Source organism: Buttiauxella sp. AC142, from assembly GCF_979253435.1.
Genome location: NZ_CEEDCH010000001.1, coordinates 1,823,497 through 1,844,380, shown reverse-complemented (window position 1 = coordinate 1,844,380; position 20,884 = coordinate 1,823,497). Strand labels below are relative to the sequence as shown.

Below are 20,884 nucleotides of genomic sequence, written 5' to 3'. Positions count from 1 at the left end.
CCTCGTTTTAGTGGATGCTTTTTGCTATTTTCACAGGCGAAAATCATCTCTTCTCGAGGCCATATGGAAAAGCAAAATTACAACCACCTCACCCGCACCTTCCAGCGTCTTTCAAGATTTGAGCATCTTTCAGCCATCGCTGGCTGGGATATGTTCACCAATATGCCTCCCAACGGTAGCGCCGCGCGAGGCGACGCTTTGGCTGAACTCAGCGTTTTGCGCCACCAGATCCTGACGGATAAAAAAATTGCCACGCTGTTGCAGGCGGCCGTTCAGGAGAATCTGAATGATGTCGAGCGTGCTAACTTGCGTGAAATGACGCGCCAGTACCAGGAGGCTATTTTACTGCCCGCTTCTCTGGTGGAAGAGAAATCACTGGTCGGCACACGCTGTGAACATGGTTGGCGTACCCAGCGCCCAGCAAACGATTGGCAGGGGTTTTCGGCCAATCTGAAAGAAGTGGTACGCGTCAGCCGCGAAGAAGCAAAATTGCGTGCCGATGCGAAAGGGAAATCCTGCTACGACGCGTTGTTAGATATCTACGAACCCGGCATGACCAGCGCTAAACTCGATGTGTTGTTCGGAGATTTACGCACCTGGCTGCCCGATTTGCTGCAAAAAGTGGTTGATAAACAAGAAAAGGAAACGGTTGTTACGCCGACTGGCCCGTTTGCCACCCAGGACCAACGTGAACTGGGTCTGGAAACCATGAAGCTATTGGGCTTTGATTTTAACGGCGGGCGACTCGATGTCAGTGCGCATCCGTTCTGCGGCGGTGTGCCACAAGATGTGCGTATCACCACGCGCTATGATGAATCCGACCTGGTTAGCGCCCTGTTTGGTGTCATCCACGAAACGGGTCACGCGCGTTATGAACAAAACTTGCCGCGGGAATGGCTCGGCCAACCCGTTGCACTGGCGCGTTCCACGGCTATCCACGAATCACAAAGTCTGTTCTTTGAAATGCAGTTGGGCCGCAGCAAAGAGTTCCTGAAACTGTTGCTGCCGATGGTCACAGCTCGCTTTGGCAAGCAACCGGCGTTCGAGGCCGCGAACTTTATTGCCGTTAATCAGCGCGTTGAGCGTGGATTTATTCGCGTTGATGCCGACGAAGTCAGCTATCCGGCTCATGTCGTTTTACGATATGAAATTGAACGTGCGCTGATTGATGGCGATATCGAAGTGGAAGATATCCCGGCATTGTGGGATGAGAAAATGCAACATTGGCTGGGACTTTCGACTAAAGATAACTTCCGCAACGGCTGTATGCAGGATATTCACTGGACGGACGGCGCGTTTGGCTATTTCCCTTCTTACACGCTGGGTGCGATGTATGCCGCACAATTGTTCAACTCCGCAAAACTGGCACTGCCGCAGCTTGAAAGCGACATCGCAGAAGGTAACTTCACCGCGCTGTTCGACTGGTTACGTCAGAATATCTGGCAGCACGGCAGCCGATTCACCACTTCAGAATTGATTACCAACGCAACCGGCGAAGACCTTAACCCGTTGTATTTCCGTAAACATTTAGAAGCGCGTTACCTTTAGTGTTCCCCGCCTTTCCGCGCCCAAAATAATTTGGATTGCAGAAAGGCGGCAAGCGCATCAACAATTCAAAGTATGACGGGCGCAGTGTACAAACCGTTACACGCCGATACCAATTACTCACTGAACCCTTTGATCCACAAGTCTATAGTTCATCTCAACGGCCCCGCAGTGGGGTTCAAACATTGACCCAAAGTAATTCGAGTTGCAGGAAGGCGGCAAGTGACCGAGTCCCGATGAGCTTACTCTAGTAAGTGATTCGGGTGAGTAAATGAAGCCAACACACCAGCAACTTGAAGTACGAAGGGCATAAACAAATTCGAGGATGTCGAGATGAATAAAGTATTAGCTCTGGTAGTTGCCGCTGCAATGGGTCTGTCTTCTGCTGCTTTCGCCGCTGAAACTACAGCCGCTCCGGCTCCTGCAGCAACTTCTTCTGCTGCTCACGCTCCAGCTGCAAAAACCACTCACCACAAAAAGCATAAAAAAGCTGCTACCGAGCAAAAAGCTCAGGCTGCTAAAAAACACAAAAAAGAAGTGAAGAAAACTGAAGCAGCAAAACCTGCACAAACGGAGCAGAAAGCTCAGGCTGCCAAAAAACACCACAAAAAAGCAGTAACCAAAACTGAAGCGGCAAAACCAGCGGCTCAGAAAGCGCAAGCTGCCAAAAAACACTACAAAAAACCAGTAGCTAAAACTGAAGCAGCAAAACCTGCAACTCAGCCAGCTGCATAAGGTTATCGGGGTTCACCCGTAGGCTAAAAACACCCGGTTCGCCGGGTGTTTACTTTCGGAGTCTGGATGATGTTGCGACGCTATAGTTTTGAAATCATCCTCACGCTGCTCATTCTTTGCGGCATTATTACGCTAAGCTTCTGGCTTTAATGACTTTTTACTCCCACTTTTTGTGCGACCCGTCTATAGTTAGACCATTCATCTCGTTTATATAAAAATCAAAATTAATCGCCCCATCAGAGAGTGATATGCGCAAAAAAGTTGTGATGTTGTTAGGAGTGCTGTGTTTTTTACCCGCCCTTTCCCATGCCGATGACGATAGCGCGGCCGACGTCAAAACGCTTTTTTTTGGTAAGGATGACCGTACACACGTCAACGACCCTGCAACACCGCCCTGGGATGCCATTGGTCAGCTCGAAACGGCCAGCGGTAATTTGTGTACCGCAACGTTAATTTCCCCTCATCTGGCGCTGACTGCCGGACACTGTTTGCTGCAACCGCCTCGCGGCAAGCCTGATAAAGCCATTGCATTGCGTTTTGTCTCTAATAAAGGCAAATGGCGTTATGAAATTCATGATATTGAAGGCAGAGTTGAATCGACGCTTGGCCGTCGCCTGAAACCGGATGGGGAGGGTTGGATTGTGCCGTCGGGTGCCGCACCACATGATTTTGGCCTGATTATTTTGCATAACCCGCCTTCAGGAATTACCCCGTTGCCTCTGTTTGAAGGGGATCGCGACGCACTCACTGAAGCGCTTAAAAGTCAGAGCCGCAAAGTCACGCAGTCGGGTTATCCGGAAGATCATCTTGACGACCTGTATACCCATAGCGATTGCCTGATTACAGGTTGGGCGCAAAAAACCGTGCTTTCGCATCAGTGCGATACATTGCCGGGAGATAGCGGTTCGCCATTGATGTTAAAAACAGACAGTGGCTGGAAGTTGATTGCAGTACAAAGCTCCGCGCCTGCTGCTAAAGACCGTTACCGCGCAGATAACCGGGCGATTTCAGTGACAGGTTTTCGTGACCAGCTAGAAGTTTTAGCCAGGCAGTAATTTCGCCGCCCGGCCAACATGCCGGGCGGTTTTGCTTTATGCCAGTTTGATGAGCACCATACCCGCCAGCAATAAAACCAGCCCAATCCATCCCTTACGATTTAGCCGCTGGCCGAACAAAATCCAACCCGCAGCCACGGTAGCCATAATGCCGAAACCGCCCCACAAGGCGTAAGCCACTGAAAGATCGATACCTTTTACCGCCTGCGCCAGCGCGCTAAAAGCGGCCAGCACCGCACACAGCGATAACACACCGTAGCCAAAACGACGGAATCCATCAGAGTGCTTTAAGAGAATGTTAGCGACAATTTCCAACACGATTGCCAGCAGTAACCACAACGCGTGAATCCATTCAAACGACGGCATGTTCCCTCTCCTTTGCAGGTTTTGGGGTGTGTGGTTTTTTGGCGCTGGTGCCTGATTTAATCAGCGCAATCCCCACCACCAGCGTCGTCAATCCCATTATTTTAAGCGGTGAGATTGACTCATCAAACAATAAGACGCTGAACAGGGTGATGAATAAAATGCCAATCCCTTCCCACATCGCATAGGCCACGCCAAGTGCGATTTTTTTAACCGAAAATGAAAGTAAAATATAAGACAGTGCGATCATTACCAGCATGAAAATATAACCGAGATTATCATCGCTGACGCTCGACCATTTCATGGATAATGTGCCGGTAATTTCGGCAGCGATAGCAAGCGCTAATAAAATCCAATAGATCATGATTTCTCTCCTGACAGAGAAAATAGCCTAACCACGGCTTGCAAATGTGCTTAATAAAGCCTGCAAACCAAATAAAATAAGTGTGATTTTTATCCCGAATTTATTCGAGATACTGCCAGGCAAAGGGATCTAAAGCGCGTTACGCCAGTGTTGTTCACCGGATAGGGAGAAAGCAGAAGAGAAAAACGGGGCTTGATGGGTCAGTAACGTTCTGAACAGCTTGTTCGTAAGCATAATGTCCATAATTTTCACAACATATCCGCGGTGTTGCTTCTCATCAGTTGCGGATAGTAAATTGTCCTCAGTAGTCAAACACCCTGAATTTGTACCATATTTCAGGATGTGCCGCTTTCCCTTTTCAATTCTTTACGCTCAGGAGCAGGGAAAATAAGTGTATACCCCTTCTTTTCTCGCCCGTATTATAAGCTCCATTAAGGAACATTCTATTCAGACGGGATCATCAATAATGGCAAAACCCATTATTACACTCAGCGGTTTAAAAGCCGTCATTATGTTCGGGATGATTGTCATCATTCTGGTGGGCATAAAAATAGCCGCAGAGATTATCGTGCCATTTATTCTGGCGCTGTTTATTGCCATTATCCTCAATCCGATGATTCGCCGTCTGGAGCGTGTACGGGTGCCGCGCGTGATGGCGATTGTGCTCGTCATTTCGGTGATCGTTTGTTTTGTGGTGCTTTTACTCGCCTATCTTGGCACTACGCTGAATGAACTCACGCGCACTCTGCCACAATATCGCTCGTCGCTAATTTCTCCGCTGCAAACGCTGGAACCCTGGTTACAACGTGCAGGGATTTCCATTTCGGTCGATGAACTGGTGAAATATATCGATCCGAATGCTGCAATGACGCTGGTCACCAGCCTGATTACCCAGCTTTCTAACGCCATGACGTCCATCTTTTTGCTGCTGCTGACCGTGGTATTTATGCTGACCGAAGTGCCGCAGTTGCCGATAAAACTTCAGCAATTAATGTCGCGCCCGGCGGAAGGTATGGGAGCGATTCAACGTGCCCTGGATAGCGTCAGTCGCTATCTGGTGCTGAAAACGGCCATCAGCCTGGTCACCGGTTTGGTGGTGTGGATCATGCTCGCGATGCTCGATGTACGCTTTGCCTTTGTCTGGGCGCTGCTCGCTTTCTCGCTTAATTACATTCCCAATATCGGTTCCGTTTTGGCTGCAATCCCTCCTGTCGCGCAGGTTCTGGTGTTCAGTGGGTTATATGAAGCGTTGCTGGTGGTGGCGGGTTATCTGGCGATAAACCTGGTATTCGGCAATATCATTGAGCCTCGCATGATGGGACGCGGGCTGGGTTTATCAACGCTGGTGGTGTTTTTGTCGTTAATTTTTTGGGGTTGGCTGCTGGGACCTGTGGGCATGTTGCTTTCGGTTCCGCTGACTATCGCGGTGAAAATTGCACTTGAACAAAACGAAGGTGGCAAAAGCATTGCGATGCTGCTCAGTGATGTGACAAAAAACTAATCATGCGGAGCCGTTCGCTTTATTGAGAGCGGCTCCAACATGAGATTACAGACTGTAACCCGGTTTTTTGGCAAGAGTCTCAAGCTGCGGGGCTATCTCTTTATCGTAGACGTCCTCTTTCCAGCGATCTTTTTCAATCGGCGTTAGCGCCACAGAAAGCGATTCATCCGATGAATGGAAATGCTTTTTAAGCACGTCGCAAATATCGGCAGCCAGCGCTTCTTTTTGCTCGTCAGTCAACTCACGTGGAAAGTGTTTTACAGTGATATGCGGCACAGCGGTTCTCCCCTTTTATTGGAAACAATATACTTACGTGAAGCCCTGTTTTGTTGCAATCGCTAAAAGCGACAAATTGCAGCAAACTCATCAAGGCTGAAACCATGCTGTTTATCATCGACGCGCAGCCCGAATCTTTGCTGAATTAATTGATAGAGTTCAGCGGCATTGTCCAGGGTTCGCGGCTGCCCATCACTGAATTGCCAGTCATTTTGCGTCAGGCTCACCCCGTTACCCCTCTTTAAACACATCATCAAATGATGGCGGAAATGGGACGTCGGCCAGTTCGAGACGTAGTAATTAGCCACCTCAAAATCGGCCGGATACTGTGGGTTTAAATCGAATCGGTACAGCAGTAGCCATTCATTTTGCTGCTGAATACTCAGCAAATAATCGCCTTCCACCTGCGTTAAACGATAAACGCCGTGGGCGGTGGGTTGGGAGATATCGACCGCAAGGCGCAACGGTGCCGTCAAAGTCTTGCCGCCAAAACCGACATCGGCAATAAAGCGTTGCTGATAGATGCTCACCAGCAGTAAACGGTGGGTGCGCGCAGGCATTTCAGGCGGGTTGGCGATAAGCACTCGGGCGCCTAAGTCCTCAACCTCAAAACCGATGTTTTCCAGGGCGGCACGCAACAATGCGTTTTGCTCGTAGCAGTATCCACCGCGGCCAGCAACAACCAACTTTTCGAACACATCATCCAGTCCGATATTGATTTGTCGCCCCAGCAGCACATCTACATTTTCAAAGGGGATCGTGGAAGTATGCAGTAGATGAATGCGTTGCAAGGTTTCTAAATCAGGCGTTGCTGCCCCATCAAAACCAATGCGCGCGAAATATGCCTGTGGGTCAAAAGCCATAATCTCAATCTCTTAAAAGAAGATGACTTCACTATAATGCGTTTTTTTAGTAGCAAATGATCGATAATGCCAAACACGCCCCGGAATAGTTGCGCCAGAAGGAAGCCGCCATGAAAACTAAATCGATGACACTTTACGATGTGGCAAAACATGCCAACGTCTCATATCAGACCGTGTCGCGAGTCATTAATCAGGCGGAGCATGTTTCGGAAAAAACACGGCGTAAAGTAGAAACCGCCATGCAGGAACTCAATTACGTTCCCAATCGCGTCGCGCAGCAACTGGCCGGGAAACTGAGCCATACCCTTGGGCTGGTCACCAGTAATTTATCATTGCACGCCCCCTCGCAAATTGCCGCGGCGATTAAATCTCAGGCCAGCAAACTCCACTTTAACGTGGTGATGTCGATGATTGAGCAGGCCGATTTAAATGCCTGTAAAAATGCAGTGAACGGTTTGCTTTCCCAGCGTGTCGATGGGCTGATCGTTAACATCCCGCTGGAAGATGAGCAGGCACAAGCTATCCGCGTGATGTGCGGTAATATTCCGGTGTTGTTCGTGGATGTTTCCCCTGAAATGGCAACCCATAGTATTACGTTTGATGCCGTTGCGGGTACGCATTTGGCGGTTGAACATCTCACTGCGCAAGGTCACAAACAGGTCGCCTTACTTTGCGGCCCGCAGGATTCGGTATCCGCTCGTCTGCGTCAGCAAGGCTGGCAACAGGCGCTGGCGAAGCATCAACTGAATGCAGTGGCGCAGCTGCAAGGCGACTGGAGTTCGTTGTCGGGTTATCTGCAAACACTGGCGCTCATCAGTCTCAATACTCCGTTCACCGCCCTGTTGGTCGCCAACGACCAAATGGCGTTAGGTGCGTTGCGTGCGCTCAACGAATCGGGTTTGTCCGTCCCGAAGCACGTTTCGGTCGTCGGCTATGACGACACCGAGGACAGCGCCTGTTTTATCCCGCCGCTCACTACCATCAAGCAGGACTTTAAAGCACTGGGATCTGCCAGTGTCGACCGACTGATTGCCCTGATTCATAGCGGCGACCTTCCCTTGCAGGCGACAGTGCTGCCGGTGACGCTTATCGAGCGCAAGACCACCGCCACTCCCCACTCGGAAACCGACTCACCGCAAGCGTTAGCCGACGCGTTGACGGCTCTTGCCCGCCAGGTTGCACGCCTGAAATGATTTTGTGAATCGACTCACCTGGACGTGTTTTGCTGCTTTACATCTGCGTGAGTAAAAATCATATTAATGACAATTGTGAGCGCATCGCAAAACACAAAGGAACATTGAATATGACGATAAAATCGGCAACCGTCGCGGCTTCACTGGCTGCAATTCTTGGGCGACGTGACTGGGAAAACCCGGCGGTGACGCAATTAAACCGCCTGCTTGCACATCCCCCTTTTGCCAGTTGGCGTTGTGAACAGGCGGCGCGGAAAGACACGGCTTCTGAAAGTACCGTTAGCCTCAATGGTGACTGGCAGTTTAGCTATTTTACTCAGCCAGAGCGTGTTCCGCAGAGTTGGATTGCCGCCGATTTACCCGATGCGCAGACTTTACCCGTCCCCTCAAACTGGCAAATGCACGGCTTTGATGCGCCCATTTACACTAATGTGACCTATCCAATCCCCGTCACTCCGCCGCGGGTTCCTGAAGAGAACCCAACCGGTTGTTACTCGCTCACATTTAATATTAATGAAGCGTGGCTCGAGAGCGGCAAGACGCGCATTATTTTCGACGGCGTCAATTCTGCCTTTCACCTGTGGTGCAACGGGGCCTGGGTTGGCTACGGCCAGGACAGCCGTTTGCCTTCTGAATTTGATTTAAGCGATGTACTGCATGCGGGAGAGAACCGGATCGCCGTGATGGTGTTGCGTTGGTGCGATGGCAGTTATCTGGAAGATCAGGATATGTGGCGCATGAGCGGGATTTTCCGCGATGTCACGCTGTTGCACAAACCGGCCACTCATCTGAGCAATGTGCGAGTGAGTACGCATCTTAATGAAGATTTCAGTCATGCGGTGCTGGAAACTCAGGTCACAGTCCAGGGGGAAAATACAGCGTCGGTGCAGGTTTCAGTCCAGTTGTGGCGCGGCGAGCAATGTATTGGCGAGAAGCAGCAGAAACTCGGCAGTGAAATTATTGATGAACGTGGTGCATATCACGACCGCACGACGCTGAAACTCCCGGTCGCCAATCCGCTTTTGTGGAGTGCCGAACTTCCGCATTTATATCGCGTGGTGGTGGTGTTGCGCGATGGCGCGGGCAACATCATTGAAGCGGAAGCCTATGACGTGGGTTTCCGTAAAGTCGAAATCCAGCAAGGTTTGCTGAAACTTAACGGCAAACCGCTGCTGATCCGCGGCACCAACCGCCATGAGCATCACCCGATCCATGGCCAGGTGATGGACGCAGAAACCATGCGCCAGGACATTATGCTGATGAAACAGCATAACTTTAATGCGGTGCGCTGCTCGCATTACCCCAATCACCCGCTCTGGTATCGGCTGTGCGACAAATACGGAATGTACGTGGTCGACGAAGCAAATATTGAAACTCACGGTATGGTGCCGATGAACCGTCTGAGTGACGATCCGGTGTGGCTCCCCGCGATGACCGAACGCGTCACGCGAATGGTGCTGCGCGATTTCAACCATCCCTCGATTATTATCTGGTCGCTGGGTAATGAATCCGGCCATGGCGCGAACCACGACGCGCTTTACCGCTGGATTAAATCCGTCGACCCGGCGCGCCCGGTGCAGTACGAAGGCGGAGGTGCCGACAGTGCAGCCACCGATATTATTTGCCCGATGTATGCGCGAGTCGACCAGGATCAGCCTTTCCCTGCGGTACCAAAATGGTCAATCAAAAAGTGGATTGGGATGCCCGGTGAAACGCGCCCGCTGATCCTGTGCGAATACGCTCACGCCATGGGTAACAGCTTCGGCGGCTTCCATAAATACTGGCAGGCGTTCCGTCAACACCCGCGTCTGCAAGGTGGTTTCGTCTGGGATTGGGTGGACCAATCGCTGATTAAACACGATGAAAACGGCAACGCTTTTTCTGCTTACGGCGGCGACTTTGGCGATAAACCCAACGATCGTCAGTTCTGCATGAATGGGCTGGTGTTCGCCGACCGCACGCCACACCCGGCGTTGTATGAAGCCCAGCAGGCACAGCAGTTTTTCCAGTTTGAACTGCATCGTGAATCCCCATTACGCCTGGTCATTTCCAGCGAATATTTATTCCGCCAGAGCGATAACGAACGCCTGATCTGGAATATCGCCCAGGCCGGAGAAACCCTCGCCAGCGGCGAAGTGCTGTTAGAGATCGCTGCGCTTGGTACGCAGACCGTTATCTTCGATTCCCTACCGAAAATCACCCAAAACGGCGACGTCTGGCTTACGGTAAAAGTCGAACAAATCAGCGCCACCGCCTGGTCTGATGCCGGTCATATTTGCGCCTGGGATCAATGGCAGCTTGCGGGTGCGCTGAACGCTACGGTGCCGCAGATTACGGGCGAAGCGCCGCAGCTGGAAACCAGCCCTTGTCACTTTAATGTTCACCTTGGCCACCACCACTGGCAATTTAACCGTGAAACCGGGCTGCTCAATCAGTGGTGGACGGCGCAACAGCCCGCCCTGCTACACCCGCTGCACGATCAATTCACGCGTGCTCCGTTAGATAACGACATCGGCGTAAGCGAAGTGACGCGCATTGACCCCAATGCCTGGGTGGAGCGCTGGAAAGCCGCAGGCATGTATCAACTCGAGGCACAACTGGAATACTGCGAAGCCGAAGCGCTGGCCAATGAAGTCCAGTTACGCACGGTTCATAGCTGGGTGCATGACGGTAAAACGTTGTTTGTCAGCCGCAAACTGTGGCGGATTGATTGCCAGGGTGAGTTGCATGTCAGCGTGGATGTTGATGTAGCATTTGGCACACCGCCGCCTGCGCGGATTGGTTTAACCTGCCAGCTTGCCCACGTAGATTCGCAGGTCAGTTGGCTCGGGTTGGGGCCGCACGAAAACTACCCCGACCGTCAGCAATCTGCACTGTTTGATTCCTGGCAGCGCCCGCTTGAGGATATGCACACGCCGTATGTTTTCCCTGGCGAAAATGGTCTGCGGTGCGACACTCAAAGGCTGGAATATGGCGATAATCAATGGTGTGGAAATTTCCATTTCAACATCAGCCGCTTTAGCCAGCAGCAATTGCGCGAAACGTCCCATCGCCATTTATTAGTCGAAGAAGCAGGGAGTTGGCTGAATCTGGACGGTTTCCATATGGGTGTTGGGGGTGATGATTCCTGGAGCCCGAGCGTTTCGCCGGAATATCTGCTGGATAAACAGCATTATCATTACGAGTTGAGCTGGACGCGTCGTTAATCGAAGGCCGGATGAGCGCAGCGTCATCCGGCATTTACATCTGATTGTCGGATGACGCTACCGGTAATCCGACCTACAAAACTATTTCTCGCACTTTTCCCCTTCATCTCTGAAAAAAGGCATTAGCGTCCTTAACCATTTATGGATAGGATTTAGCGCCCGTTTTGCCATGACGCTGCCGTTATAAGGCTGAAGTTAAAAAATGTCAGGTTACAAACCGGGATTCTTTTGACAAGGATAAAGGGAAACATGAACACAACATCGACCACAGAAGCAGAAAAACACGCGGCCAAACGACGTTGGCTAAATTCACACGATTCCGGTTATCACAAAGCGATGGGCAACCGCCAGGTGCAGATGATTGCCATTGGCGGCGCGATTGGTACTGGCCTGTTCTTAGGCGCAGGTGCTCGTTTGCAGATGGCTGGCCCGGCGTTGGCACTGGTCTATCTGGTTTGCGGGATCTTTTCTTTCTTTATTCTGCGCGCCCTGGGCGAACTGGTGCTCCATCGCCCTTCCAGCGGCAGTTTCGTTTCTTATGCCCGTGAGTTCCTCGGTGAGAAAGCCTCTTACGTCGCAGGCTGGATGTACTTCGTAAACTGGGCGATGACCGGCATCGTCGATATCACCGCCGTCGCACTGTATATGCATTACTGGGGCGCCTTCGGAGATATTCCGCAGTGGGTGTTTGCGCTCTGCGCCCTGGGGATCGTCGGCACGATGAACATGATCGGCGTGAAGTGGTTCGCGGAAATGGAATTTTGGTTCGCGCTGATCAAAGTCCTCGCCATTGTCGCGTTCCTGGTCGTCGGGACGGTTTTCCTCGGCAGCGGCAAAATGCTTGATGGCAACGCGACTGGCTTCCATTTAATCACCGATAACGGCGGTTTCTTCCCCCACGGCCTGTTGCCTGCTTTGGTCCTGGTGCAGGGCGTAGTATTTGCCTTTGCCTCGATTGAACTGGTCGGCACGGCGGCTGGCGAGTGTAAAGACCCGCAGACCATGGTGCCGAAAGCGATTAACAGCGTTATCTGGCGCATCGGCCTGTTTTACGTCGGCTCCGTGGTTTTGCTTGTGCTGTTGCTGCCGTGGAATGCCTATCAAGCCGGGCAAAGTCCGTTTGTGACATTTTTCTCAAAACTTGGCGTGCCTTACATCGGTGACATCATGAATATGGTGGTGCTGAGTGCCGCACTTTCGAGCCTCAACTCTGGCCTCTATTCCACCGGGCGTATTCTGCGCTCCATGTCGATGGGCGGCTCGGCACCCAAATTCATGTCAAAGATGAGTAAGCAACAAGTGCCGTATGCCGGGATTCTGGTGACGCTTGGCGTTTATGTGATTGGCGTGGTGCTGAACTATCTTGTGCCTTCGCAAGTGTTTGAGATTGTCCTGAACGTGGCCTCGCTGGGAATTATCACTTCCTGGGCGTTTATCGTGATTTGCCAGATGCGTCTGCGCAAAGCGATTAAAGAAGGGAAAGCAGCGGATGTCAGTTTCAAAATGCCGGGCGCGCCGTTCACCTCGTGGTTGACGCTGTTGTTCCTGTTCAGCGTGCTGGCGTTAATGGCGTTCGATTATCCGAATGGAACCTATACCATTGCGTCCATTCCACTGATTGGGGTGTTGCTGGTGCTGGGTTGGTTTGGTGCGCGTAAACGCGTCCACAAGCTGGCGCATAATCCTGATGCGCATCCAGACGATATTCCAAACGTTTAGTCCGGTTTAAACATTAAGGGCAGAAATGAGTTTTCTGCCCTTTTGCAGTGTTTATAACGTCCCACTAAACACAACTGGCCCGGTCGGCTGGCCGGTTGGAGAACCCCCCTGGGGTTCGAGACTCATTGCAATCGTCATCCCTGCCACAAGCTTCACATTTCCTGCCGCTAACTGCGTCGTCTGCTGCGTATTCACTAAGCCCAATGAAATCGGTTTTTCCCCTTGCGGGATGGCCCACAGCTGCAAGCTGCTATTGGCGGCAATTTCACGCGTTTGTACCGGAACCAGCTTCAGCGTTTGGCGATTGCTGTCGGTGCTGATAATCCACTGCCCTTTCGCCGCATCGCTACTGTTTAATACCACCAGCGGCGCAAGTTCCGGAGTAGGACGGGTGAAATGTGGGACCAGCACAATTGCGGCAAGCCCTGCGGCCAACGCCCATCCTAAATAGTTCCAGTTCCACCCTGCTATGCGCTTTGTTGGCGGCAAGCTGAGTTGTATTTTCTTCCACACGCGTTCCGGCGGCGTTCGCGCCACAACGTTGTTATCGAGTACGGCTAGCATCGTTTGCCAGCGACCTAAAATGGCGACTAAATCGGGTTCGTTGGCCAGTCGGCGCTCAAAACGCAGACGCGCACCGCCACGCAATGTGCCCAGGGCATACTGTGCAGCCAGCGCGCTATCGATATCTTGTCTGCTTTTCATAATCCCAAACAGTCCTTCAGATGGCCGAGCGCACGGCGAACCCAGCTTTTAATGGTGCCGAGCGGCTGATGCATCCATGTCGCAATTTCGCTATGCGACATCCCCTGGTAGTAAGCCAGAACCACACTTTGGCGCTGCTCCGGGGGGAGATGTGCCAGGCAGCGAGTGAGTTGGTCGACTTCGTCGTCGCCATGATGAGTTTCTGCGCTTTCGTTACCCGACATCGGTGTGAACTCGGTGAGTTCTTCTTCGAGTTCGCTGGCGCGTGCTGTACCGCTTCGCAGCCAGTCAATGCAGCGGTTGCGGACAATATGCGTCATCCATGTCATCGGGGAGCTCGCCGCCGGGTCGTAAGAAGCGGCACGGTTCCACACCGCGAGAAAGCTGTCATGAAGCACTTCTTCCGCCCAGGCCGAACGGCGCAACATTCGCAAAGCGACGGGAAAAAGGTGCGGGGAAGTCTGGCGATAGAGTTGTTCAAAAGCGCGACGGTCGCCCTCGGCAACCGCCCTTACCAGCATAACCTGATGCTGCACCTGCTTATTATCCATATCCATCCTGATTGGGGTGTGGGCGAATTCACCCACACCGAGTATAGACAGGATTTATTTCGGCATCAGAACCGTATCAATCACATCAATCACCCCGTTTTTCTGATTCACATCATAAGTGCTGATATTGGCAATATTGCCTTTGCCGTCTTTAAGCTGAATGTTGTGCGGGCCATTGCTCATAATCCACAGCGGCTGGCCGTTGACGGTTTTCAGTTCTGCATGACCGCCGCCGTCTTTGATTTTTTTCTCAAGCTGCTTCATGTCGTATTTACCTGCCACCACGTGGTAAGTCAGGATGCTGGTCAGCGCGGCTTTATTCTCCGGTTTTACCAGATTTTCAACGGTGCCTGCCGGCAGTTTTGCAAAGGCGGCGTTAGTTGGCGCAAACACGGTAAATGGCCCTGGACCTTGCAAGGTATCCACCAGCCCTGCCGCTTTTACCGCCGCAACCAGCGTGGTGTGATCCTTAGAATTCAGCGCATTTTCTACAATATTTTTAGAAGGATACATCGCAGCGCCGCCTACCATAACGGAGTCTGACATCATGGCAGCCATGGAGGTTGCACTGAACAGTAACGATGTAGTAACAGCAGCAGTAATCAATTTGTTCATGGTTAATTCCTCATTGCGTCAGGAGCGCGTTATTGGCTCACACTCTGATATACGAATGAGGAAACGAACTGGATGCAGAAAAAGTGAAATATTTTTCAGATTCGTTCTTTTTCTTCGTCACGCTAAAAATTTGCATTAACGTTATGTGCCGTTAACACTTTTCAAACATTCATCACAAGTATTAACATACCCACCTGAATGTTCCAGATGGTTCGTCCGGAACGTAAATGTCCCCACCAGTGAAAATGTCTGATGAAAATTGTGCACCATGGAAAGATCTCCCTACCGCTGATTTTAGCTCCGGCCCTCTCTACCTTTGCGCTTCCCGTACTCGCGGTAGAAGACACGATGGTCGTCAGCGCCACGCCAGGCCCGATTTCCGAGCTGGATACGCCCGCGGCGGTGAGTGTGGTCAATGGCGACGATATGCGTCAGGCGGCCCCGCGCGTTAATCTTTCAGAAAGCCTCGGCAGCGTGCCGGGTCTGCAAGTTCAGAATCGCCAGAATTACGCGCAGGATTTACAGCTTTCGGTTCGTGGATTTGGTTCGCGTTCCACTTACGGCGTGCGCGGGATACGGATGTATGTCGACGGTATTCCTGCCACCATGCCTGATGGGCAAGGGCAAACCTCGAATATCGACATTAACAGCGTTGAAAGCATTGAAGTGCTGCGCGGGCCATTTTCAGCGCTCTACGGCAACGCATCGGGTGGCGTCATTAATGTCACGACAACCACCGGCACACAGCCGCCGACGCTCGAAGCCAGCACGTATTACGGGAGTTTTGGAAGCTGGCGCAATAGCGTTAAAGCGACAGGCGCTACCGGCGACGGCACTCAGGCGGGCGATGTTGACTACGCTATCTCAGCTTCACGCTTTACCACACACGGTTATCGCGACCACAGCAGCGCGCAAAAAAATCTCGGCAATGCCAAACTGGGTGTGCGGCTTAACGAGGCAAGTAAATTAACGCTTCTGCTCAATAGCGTAGACATTGATGCCGACGATCCGGGCGGTTTAACCGAGCAAGAATGGCATGACAATCCGACGCAAGCCCCTCGCGCTGAACAATACAATACACGCAAGAGCACTAAACAGACTCAAGCCGGGCTGCGTTATGACCGCCAGTTAAGTGCCAATGACGATCTGAGCGTGATGATGTATGCCGGTGTGCGAGAAACCACGCAATACCAGTCAATTCCTGTGGCTCCGCAGTTGAACCCTACTCATCCAGGCGGCGTGATAGCGCTGTCCCGGCATTATCAGGGGATTGATTCGCGCTGGACGCATCGTGGAAATCTGCTCGCTGTTCCTGTGACATTTACCACCGGGCTTGATTACGAAACTATGTCGGAAAAGCGTAAAGGCTATCAAAACTTTGTCGTCGAAAATGGCACGACGGTTTTGGGTGAGAAAGGCGACCTGCGGCGTGATGAGCGCAACCTGATGTGGAATGTCGATCCTTATTTGCAAACCGCATGGCAATTCACCGATAAGCTGAGTCTTGATGCGGGCGTGCGGTTTAGTTCGGTCTATTTTGATTCGAACGATCAATATATTGTCGGGAAAAATGGCGACGACAGTGGTGACGCGAGCTACCACAAATGGCTACCCGCGGCGGCACTGAAATATGCAATGACCGACGCGTGGAATATTTATACCTCTGCGGGCCGGGGTTTTGAAACACCGACCATCAACGAGCTTTCCTATCGTGATAATGGGCAGTCTGGTTTGAATTTCGGTTTAAAACCGTCCACCAGCGATACGGTTGAAATCGGCAGCAAAACGCGTGTGGGCAATGGCCTGTTTAGCGCGGCTCTTTTCCAGACCGATACCGATGATGAAATCGTCGCAGACCAGAGCAGCGGCGGACGCACGACATACAAAAATGCCGGGAAAACGCGTCGCCAGGGGTTAGAACTTTCTGCTGATAGCCAGTTTGCCAATGACTGGCGCGTGAAAATGGCGTGGACTTATCTGGACGCGACATATCGCAGCAACGCCTGTGGCGCTGAAAACTGCGAGGGTAATCGCATTCCAGGTATCGCGCGGAATATGGGGTACGCGTCGCTGGGGTACGCTCCGCCTGAAGGTTTCTACGCGGGTGCCGATGTACGTTATATGAGTGACATTCAGGCGAATGATGAAAACACCGCGAAAGCGCCTTCTTATACCGTCGCGTCGCTCAACAGCGGCTATAAACTGCGCATTCAGGAAAGCTGGATGTTAGATGTCTGGGGGCGCGTTGATAACTTGTTCGACCGCGAATACGTCGGCTCCGTTATTGTTAACGAAGGGAATAATCGCTATTACGAACCGGCACCAGGGCGTAATTATGGCGTGGGGGTGAACCTGAGTTACACCTTCATGTAAGCGCATCTCGTAAGCACAAAAAAACGGAACCAGAAGGTTCCGTTTTTTTGTGGCGTCAGGAGTGCGATTACTCCATCGTCGCGCTACCGTTAAGTTTGAATATCACGTTCACGGTCATGCCACGTGCAGGTTTGCCACTCTCATAGCGCCATTTTTTCACGGCCATTTTCACTTCACGCGCGAACAGATTTGAGTTCTTTCCTTCCAGCACGTTGATATTCGTCACGCTGCCATCAGGTTCCACATCAAATTGCACACGAACGTTGCCATCAAGGCGCAGGGCACGAGCGCGCTGCGGATAGGTCGGCGAATTTCGGCTCAGTGCACGAGGGCCTGTTGCAACAGGTGCCGTAGAAGTAACCGGTGCCGCTTTTGCCACCGGTGCCGGGCGAGCAGGCGCGGTATTAGTCTGAGCAGCCGGGCGCGGTTCAACAGGCTTCACGTCGCGTTTCGGCTCTTCAACCTTTTTCACCGGCTTCGGTTTTGGCTTAGGTTTAGGCTTCGGCTCTGGCTTGTGAATGACGACCGGCGCTTCTTTCGGCGGCTCGGGGATCGGTTCTGGCTCAGGTTCTGCAACCGGCTCAGGCGGCGGTTGCACAACCTCAGGCTGCGGAGGCTCAAGCTCAGCAGGTGCAACCATCGTGACACTGATCGGCTGTGCCGGTGCGGGCAACTCAATAACCTGATGATGTACCGAGGTATAGAGCAACCCCGCAACTACAGCGCCATGTAGCACGACAGAGAGTGCGGTCGGCCACGGAAAGCGGCGAGGTAAATCAAGGGTCATTGACGTCATAATGGCTTAGGTGTCTTAAACAGGCGTTAATTTTAAATGCAAATAGCAATCATATTCAACAACGCATCGTATAAAGTCGTTTATTTTCCTGCCAGACGCTGGATTTTCCCTCATTCACCGCACCGATTTAACATCTTGTTTATCTTTCAATTGCAGTATTAACGTCATTCACTTACCGTACTTTACAACCCTCATATCATTAAGGAGTGCTGCTCGTGCTGTATGTCATTTATGCGGAAGATAATGCCGACTCTCTCGAAAAGCGTACGGCAGTGCGCCCTGCCCACCTCGCTCGTCTACAATTGTTACGCGATGAAGGCCGCCTACTAACGGCGGGTCCAATGCCTGCGGTCGACAGTAACGATCCAGGGGCTGCGGGTTTTACCGGTTCAACGGTGATTGCTGAGTTTGCATCACTTGAAGATGCACAAGCCTGGGCCGAAGCTGACCCTTATATTGCTGCGGGTGTTTATAAGCAGGTGGCTATCAAGCCATATAAAAAGGTATTCTGATTCAACTATCAGTTCGGTGAATGAAGTTATCAGGAAATTTTGATGGATCTTTTTGACGAGTCGTATGAACGCCATAAGCAATCGGTGGGTAATCAGGAAGCTCGCTGGAATGCCTGGCTGGCAAAGCATCCGTTAGTGATCGTCGCCGCAGGTTCGATAACGGTGTTGATTATCTTACTGGCAATGCATTTCTCGTAAAACGATTTGAAGATTCGGGGCACCGCAAGCGGTGCCCTTTTCTTTACGACGCCCATTGATCGTGAATGGCAAACAGCAAGGAATTACGTTGGCGGTTTGTCTGGCACTTTCTGATGGCGTGAATGCGCATGTTGCGGCGCGACTGACCTTCCAGCCAACGCGATCTGCGCCGTTGTGTCTGACGAAGCATACGCCACCGTCCGACCTCAGTTCTACTACGCCTCATTTTTACGACTCAGGTTGCATTTAACACGCACCATTATAGTGTCTTCTTCCCGCCAGGCCAGTCGTTTTACGATTATACCCGTCATACTTCAAGTTGTTGGTGCGTTGGCTGCTCGCTTTCACCCCAGTCACATAGTTATCTATGCTCCTGGGGACTCACGTGTTTGCCGCCTTCCTACAACGCGAATTATTTGGGTATTGTTTTATGGCGGTTATGCGTAAACTCAAAAGCATACGGTTTCTAAAGGATTTTTGAACTATGACAACCTTCTATACAGTCGTTAGTTGGCTGATAATTTTAGGTTACTGGCTTTTAATCGCCGGCGTGACGTTACGCATTTTAATGAAGCGTCGCGCAGTTCCCTCTGCCATGGCATGGCTTCTGATTATCTATATTCTGCCGCTGGTCGGGATAATCGCCTATCTCTCGTTTGGTGAGCTTCATCTGGGTAAACGTCGCGCAGAACGCGCACGTGCGATGTGGCCGTCGACCGCCAAATGGCTTAACGATCTTAAAAGCTGCAAACATATCTTTGCTGAAGAAAACAGCGAAGTCGCCGCATCATTATTCCAGCTATGCGAACGCCGCCAGGGGATTGGTGGCGTCAAAGGCAATCAGCTCCAGTTGCTCACCACTTCTGATGAGACAATGCATGCGCTAATTCGTGATATCCAGTTGGCACGCCATAACATCGAGATGGTGTTTTACATCTGGCAGCCTGGCGGTTTAGCCGATCAGGTGGCGGAATCCCTGATGGCGGCGGCACGTCGCGGCATCCATTGCCGGTTAATGCTCGACTCTGCGGGCAGCGTCGCATTCTTCCGCAGCCCCTGGGCGAACATGATGCGTAACGCGGGCGTGGAAGTCGTTGAAGCGCTCAAAGTTAATCTGATGCGTGTGTTCCTGCGCCGCATGGATTTACGCCAGCACCGCAAAATGGTGATGATCGATAACTATATTGCCTACACCGGCAGCATGAATCTCGTCGACCCGCGCTTCTTTAAGCAAGATGCAGGCGTTGGGCAATGGGTGGATTTAATGGCGCGCATGGAAGGCCCGGTCGCCACTGCAATGGGCATTGTCTATTCCTGCGACTGGGAAATCGAAACCGGAAAACGCATATTACCGCCCGCCCCTGACGCGAATATCATGCCGTTTGAGGAAGCAACCGGACACACAATTCACACCATAGCCTCAGGTCCTGGTTTCCCAGAAGATTTGATTCACCAGGCGTTACTGACTTCGGTTTATGCAGCGCGTGAATATTTGATTATGACCACGCCGTACTTTGTGCCGAGCGACGATTTGCTCCATGCGATTTGTACCGCCGCACAACGGGGTGTTGACGTGAGCATTATCATTCCGCACAAGAATGATTCGTTACTGGTGGGCTGGGCGAGTCGCGCCTTCTTTACCGAATTGCTGGAAGCTGGCGTGAAGATTTATCAGTTCGAAGGCGGATTACTGCATACCAAGAGCGTGTTGGTCGATGGGCAATTGAGTCTGGTGGGTACCGTGAACCTGGATATGCGTAGTCTGTGGCTTAATTTCGAGATTACGATGGTTATCGACGACGCCGGTTTTGCCAGTGACCTTGCCGCGGTACAAGACGATTATATCTCCCGATCACGGCTGGTAGACCTGCGTTTGTGGGTGAAACGACCAATGTGGCAGCGCGTGGTAGAGCGACTGTTTTACTTCTTTAGCCCGTTGCTGTAAAACGTGGCGCATTAGCACTCGATAAGTGGAAAAAGAGATGGAAATGGATCTGAACAACCGCCTGACAGAAGATGAAACGCTCGAGCAGGCTTACGATATTTTTCTCGAACTGGCGGTAGATAATCTCGATCCGGCAGATGTGATTCTGTTTAACCTGCAATTTGAAGAGCGCGGCGGTGCCGAACTTTTTGACCCAGCCGAAGACTGGCAGGAACACGTTGATTTTGACCTGAACCCGGACTTCTTTGCCGAAGTGGTGATTGGCCTTGCCGATACCGACGGTGGCGAACTCAACGATATCTTTGCTCGTGTTCTGCTGTGCCGTGAAAAAGACCACAAACTTTGCCATATTCTTTGGCGCGAGTAAGC

At 51.7% G+C, this 20,884-nt stretch carries 23 protein-coding genes; 13 read left to right on the top strand and 10 right to left on the bottom strand.

The window, feature by feature from the left end; genetic code table 11:
• The first annotated feature begins 63 nt into the window (after positions 1-63).
• The 4 genes from AC0IWZ_RS08440 to AC0IWZ_RS08425 all read left to right on the top strand — a co-directional run bounded on the left by AC0IWZ_RS08440 (position 64) and on the right by AC0IWZ_RS08425 (position 3,335).
• Positions 64-1,548, top strand: coding sequence for a carboxypeptidase M32 (locus AC0IWZ_RS08440; protein ID WP_471677626.1), 1,485 nt, complete (start codon positions 64-66; stop codon positions 1,546-1,548).
• A gap of 330 nt (positions 1,549-1,878) precedes the next feature.
• On the top strand, positions 1,879-2,280 hold the full coding sequence (asr, locus tag AC0IWZ_RS08435; RefSeq protein WP_471677627.1) for an acid resistance repetitive basic protein Asr: 402 nt from the start codon (positions 1,879-1,881) through the stop codon (positions 2,278-2,280).
• Positions 2,281-2,346: 66 nt separating this feature from the next.
• Entirely contained in the window at positions 2,347-2,430 is an 84-nt protein-coding gene (gene ydgU / locus AC0IWZ_RS08430; RefSeq protein WP_471679510.1) for a small membrane protein YdgU, read from the top strand.
• A 98-nt stretch (positions 2,431-2,528) separates the two neighbouring features.
• Positions 2,529-3,335, top strand: coding sequence for a trypsin-like serine peptidase (locus AC0IWZ_RS08425; RefSeq protein WP_034495011.1), 807 nt, complete (start codon positions 2,529-2,531; stop codon positions 3,333-3,335).
• Positions 3,336-3,371: 36 nt separating this feature from the next.
• Here AC0IWZ_RS08425 and mdtI read toward each other — a convergent pair whose 3' ends face one another.
• From mdtI to AC0IWZ_RS08410, 3 genes are all read right to left on the bottom strand, one after another.
• Positions 3,372-3,701, bottom strand: coding sequence for a multidrug/spermidine efflux SMR transporter subunit MdtI (gene mdtI, locus AC0IWZ_RS08420; RefSeq protein ID WP_471677628.1), 330 nt, complete (start codon positions 3,699-3,701; stop codon positions 3,372-3,374).
• The gene (gene mdtJ / locus AC0IWZ_RS08415; RefSeq protein WP_471679074.1) at positions 3,688-4,065 is read right to left on the bottom strand and encodes a multidrug/spermidine efflux SMR transporter subunit MdtJ; all 378 of its coding nucleotides are present in this window, start codon (positions 4,063-4,065) and stop codon (positions 3,688-3,690) included. The genes mdtI and mdtJ overlap by 14 nt, the downstream gene beginning before the upstream one ends.
• Positions 4,066-4,191: 126 nt before the next feature.
• Positions 4,192-4,296: a protein YdgV gene (locus tag AC0IWZ_RS08410; RefSeq protein WP_471679474.1), complete on the bottom strand. Its 105-nt coding sequence runs from the start codon at positions 4,294-4,296 to the stop codon at positions 4,192-4,194.
• Between the two features lie 232 nt (positions 4,297-4,528).
• On the opposite strand from AC0IWZ_RS08410, the gene AC0IWZ_RS08405 reads away from it, so the two are divergent.
• Positions 4,529-5,563 carry an AI-2E family transporter gene (locus AC0IWZ_RS08405; protein ID WP_471677629.1) on the top strand — a complete coding sequence of 345 codons (1,035 nt, stop codon included), beginning with the start codon at positions 4,529-4,531 and terminating at the stop codon, positions 5,561-5,563.
• Positions 5,564-5,608: 45 nt separating this feature from the next.
• On the opposite strand, the gene pptA is transcribed toward AC0IWZ_RS08405, so the two are convergent.
• Positions 5,609-5,839, bottom strand: coding sequence for a tautomerase PptA (gene pptA / locus AC0IWZ_RS08400; protein ID WP_172894489.1), 231 nt, complete (start codon positions 5,837-5,839; stop codon positions 5,609-5,611).
• A 62-nt stretch (positions 5,840-5,901) separates the two neighbouring features.
• On the bottom strand, positions 5,902-6,702 hold the full coding sequence (locus AC0IWZ_RS08395; protein ID WP_471677630.1) for an arylamine N-acetyltransferase family protein: 801 nt from the start codon (positions 6,700-6,702) through the stop codon (positions 5,902-5,904).
• 110 nt (positions 6,703-6,812) lie between these two features.
• Between AC0IWZ_RS08395 and AC0IWZ_RS08390 the strand changes: the two genes are divergently transcribed.
• The 3 genes from AC0IWZ_RS08390 (at position 6,813) to ansP (ending at position 12,820) form a co-directional block, all read left to right on the top strand.
• The gene (locus AC0IWZ_RS08390; protein ID WP_471677631.1) at positions 6,813-7,895 is read left to right on the top strand and encodes a LacI family DNA-binding transcriptional regulator; all 1,083 of its coding nucleotides are present in this window, start codon (positions 6,813-6,815) and stop codon (positions 7,893-7,895) included.
• 110 nt (positions 7,896-8,005) lie between these two features.
• Positions 8,006-11,101, top strand: coding sequence for a beta-galactosidase (locus AC0IWZ_RS08385; RefSeq protein WP_471677632.1), 3,096 nt, complete (start codon positions 8,006-8,008; stop codon positions 11,099-11,101).
• Between the two features lie 249 nt (positions 11,102-11,350).
• Positions 11,351-12,820, top strand: coding sequence for an L-asparagine permease (gene ansP / locus AC0IWZ_RS08380; RefSeq protein ID WP_471677633.1), 1,470 nt, complete (start codon positions 11,351-11,353; stop codon positions 12,818-12,820).
• Between the two features lie 51 nt (positions 12,821-12,871).
• Here the strand turns inward: ansP and AC0IWZ_RS08375 are convergent, their stop codons facing one another.
• From AC0IWZ_RS08375 to AC0IWZ_RS08365, 3 genes are read right to left on the bottom strand one after another with little or no spacing between them, the layout of a single operon-like run.
• Positions 12,872-13,525: an anti-sigma factor gene (locus AC0IWZ_RS08375; protein ID WP_471677634.1), complete on the bottom strand. Its 654-nt coding sequence runs from the start codon at positions 13,523-13,525 to the stop codon at positions 12,872-12,874.
• Positions 13,522-14,076, bottom strand: a complete 555-nt coding sequence (locus AC0IWZ_RS08370; protein WP_471677635.1) for an RNA polymerase sigma factor — start codon at positions 14,074-14,076, stop codon at positions 13,522-13,524. The genes AC0IWZ_RS08375 and AC0IWZ_RS08370 overlap by 4 nt, the downstream gene beginning before the upstream one ends.
• A gap of 54 nt (positions 14,077-14,130) precedes the next feature.
• Entirely contained in the window at positions 14,131-14,691 is a 561-nt protein-coding gene (locus tag AC0IWZ_RS08365) for a fasciclin domain-containing protein (protein WP_471677637.1), read from the bottom strand.
• Between the two features lie 252 nt (positions 14,692-14,943).
• Between AC0IWZ_RS08365 and pqqU the strand changes: the two genes are divergently transcribed.
• Entirely contained in the window at positions 14,944-17,064 is a 2,121-nt protein-coding gene (gene pqqU, locus AC0IWZ_RS08360) for a TonB-dependent receptor PqqU (protein WP_471677638.1), read from the top strand.
• Between the two features lie 67 nt (positions 17,065-17,131).
• On the opposite strand, the gene AC0IWZ_RS08355 is transcribed toward pqqU, so the two are convergent.
• On the bottom strand, positions 17,132-17,851 hold the full coding sequence (locus tag AC0IWZ_RS08355) for an energy transducer TonB (protein WP_034495000.1): 720 nt from the start codon (positions 17,849-17,851) through the stop codon (positions 17,132-17,134).
• 224 nt (positions 17,852-18,075) lie between these two features.
• Here AC0IWZ_RS08355 and AC0IWZ_RS08350 point away from each other — a divergent pair, with 224 nt between their 5' ends.
• Positions 18,076-18,372 carry a YciI family protein gene (locus AC0IWZ_RS08350; RefSeq protein WP_034494998.1) on the top strand — a complete coding sequence of 99 codons (297 nt, stop codon included), beginning with the start codon at positions 18,076-18,078 and terminating at the stop codon, positions 18,370-18,372.
• A gap of 42 nt (positions 18,373-18,414) precedes the next feature.
• Positions 18,415-18,570, top strand: coding sequence for a hypothetical protein (locus AC0IWZ_RS08345; protein WP_172588694.1), 156 nt, complete (start codon positions 18,415-18,417; stop codon positions 18,568-18,570).
• Between the two features lie 43 nt (positions 18,571-18,613).
• Here the strand turns inward: AC0IWZ_RS08345 and AC0IWZ_RS08340 are convergent, their stop codons facing one another.
• Positions 18,614-18,796, bottom strand: a complete 183-nt coding sequence (locus AC0IWZ_RS08340) for a YciY family protein (RefSeq protein ID WP_072009405.1) — start codon at positions 18,794-18,796, stop codon at positions 18,614-18,616.
• A gap of 258 nt (positions 18,797-19,054) precedes the next feature.
• On the opposite strand from AC0IWZ_RS08340, the gene cls reads away from it, so the two are divergent.
• Together cls and AC0IWZ_RS08330 are read left to right on the top strand one after the other, a co-directional pair.
• Complete coding sequence (gene cls / locus AC0IWZ_RS08335; RefSeq protein ID WP_034494997.1) at positions 19,055-20,515, top strand: cardiolipin synthase; 1,461 nt, start codon at positions 19,055-19,057, stop codon at positions 20,513-20,515.
• A gap of 37 nt (positions 20,516-20,552) precedes the next feature.
• Positions 20,553-20,882: an HI1450 family dsDNA-mimic protein gene (locus AC0IWZ_RS08330; RefSeq protein WP_034494996.1), complete on the top strand. Its 330-nt coding sequence runs from the start codon at positions 20,553-20,555 to the stop codon at positions 20,880-20,882.
• Positions 20,883-20,884 lie beyond the last annotated feature (2 nt).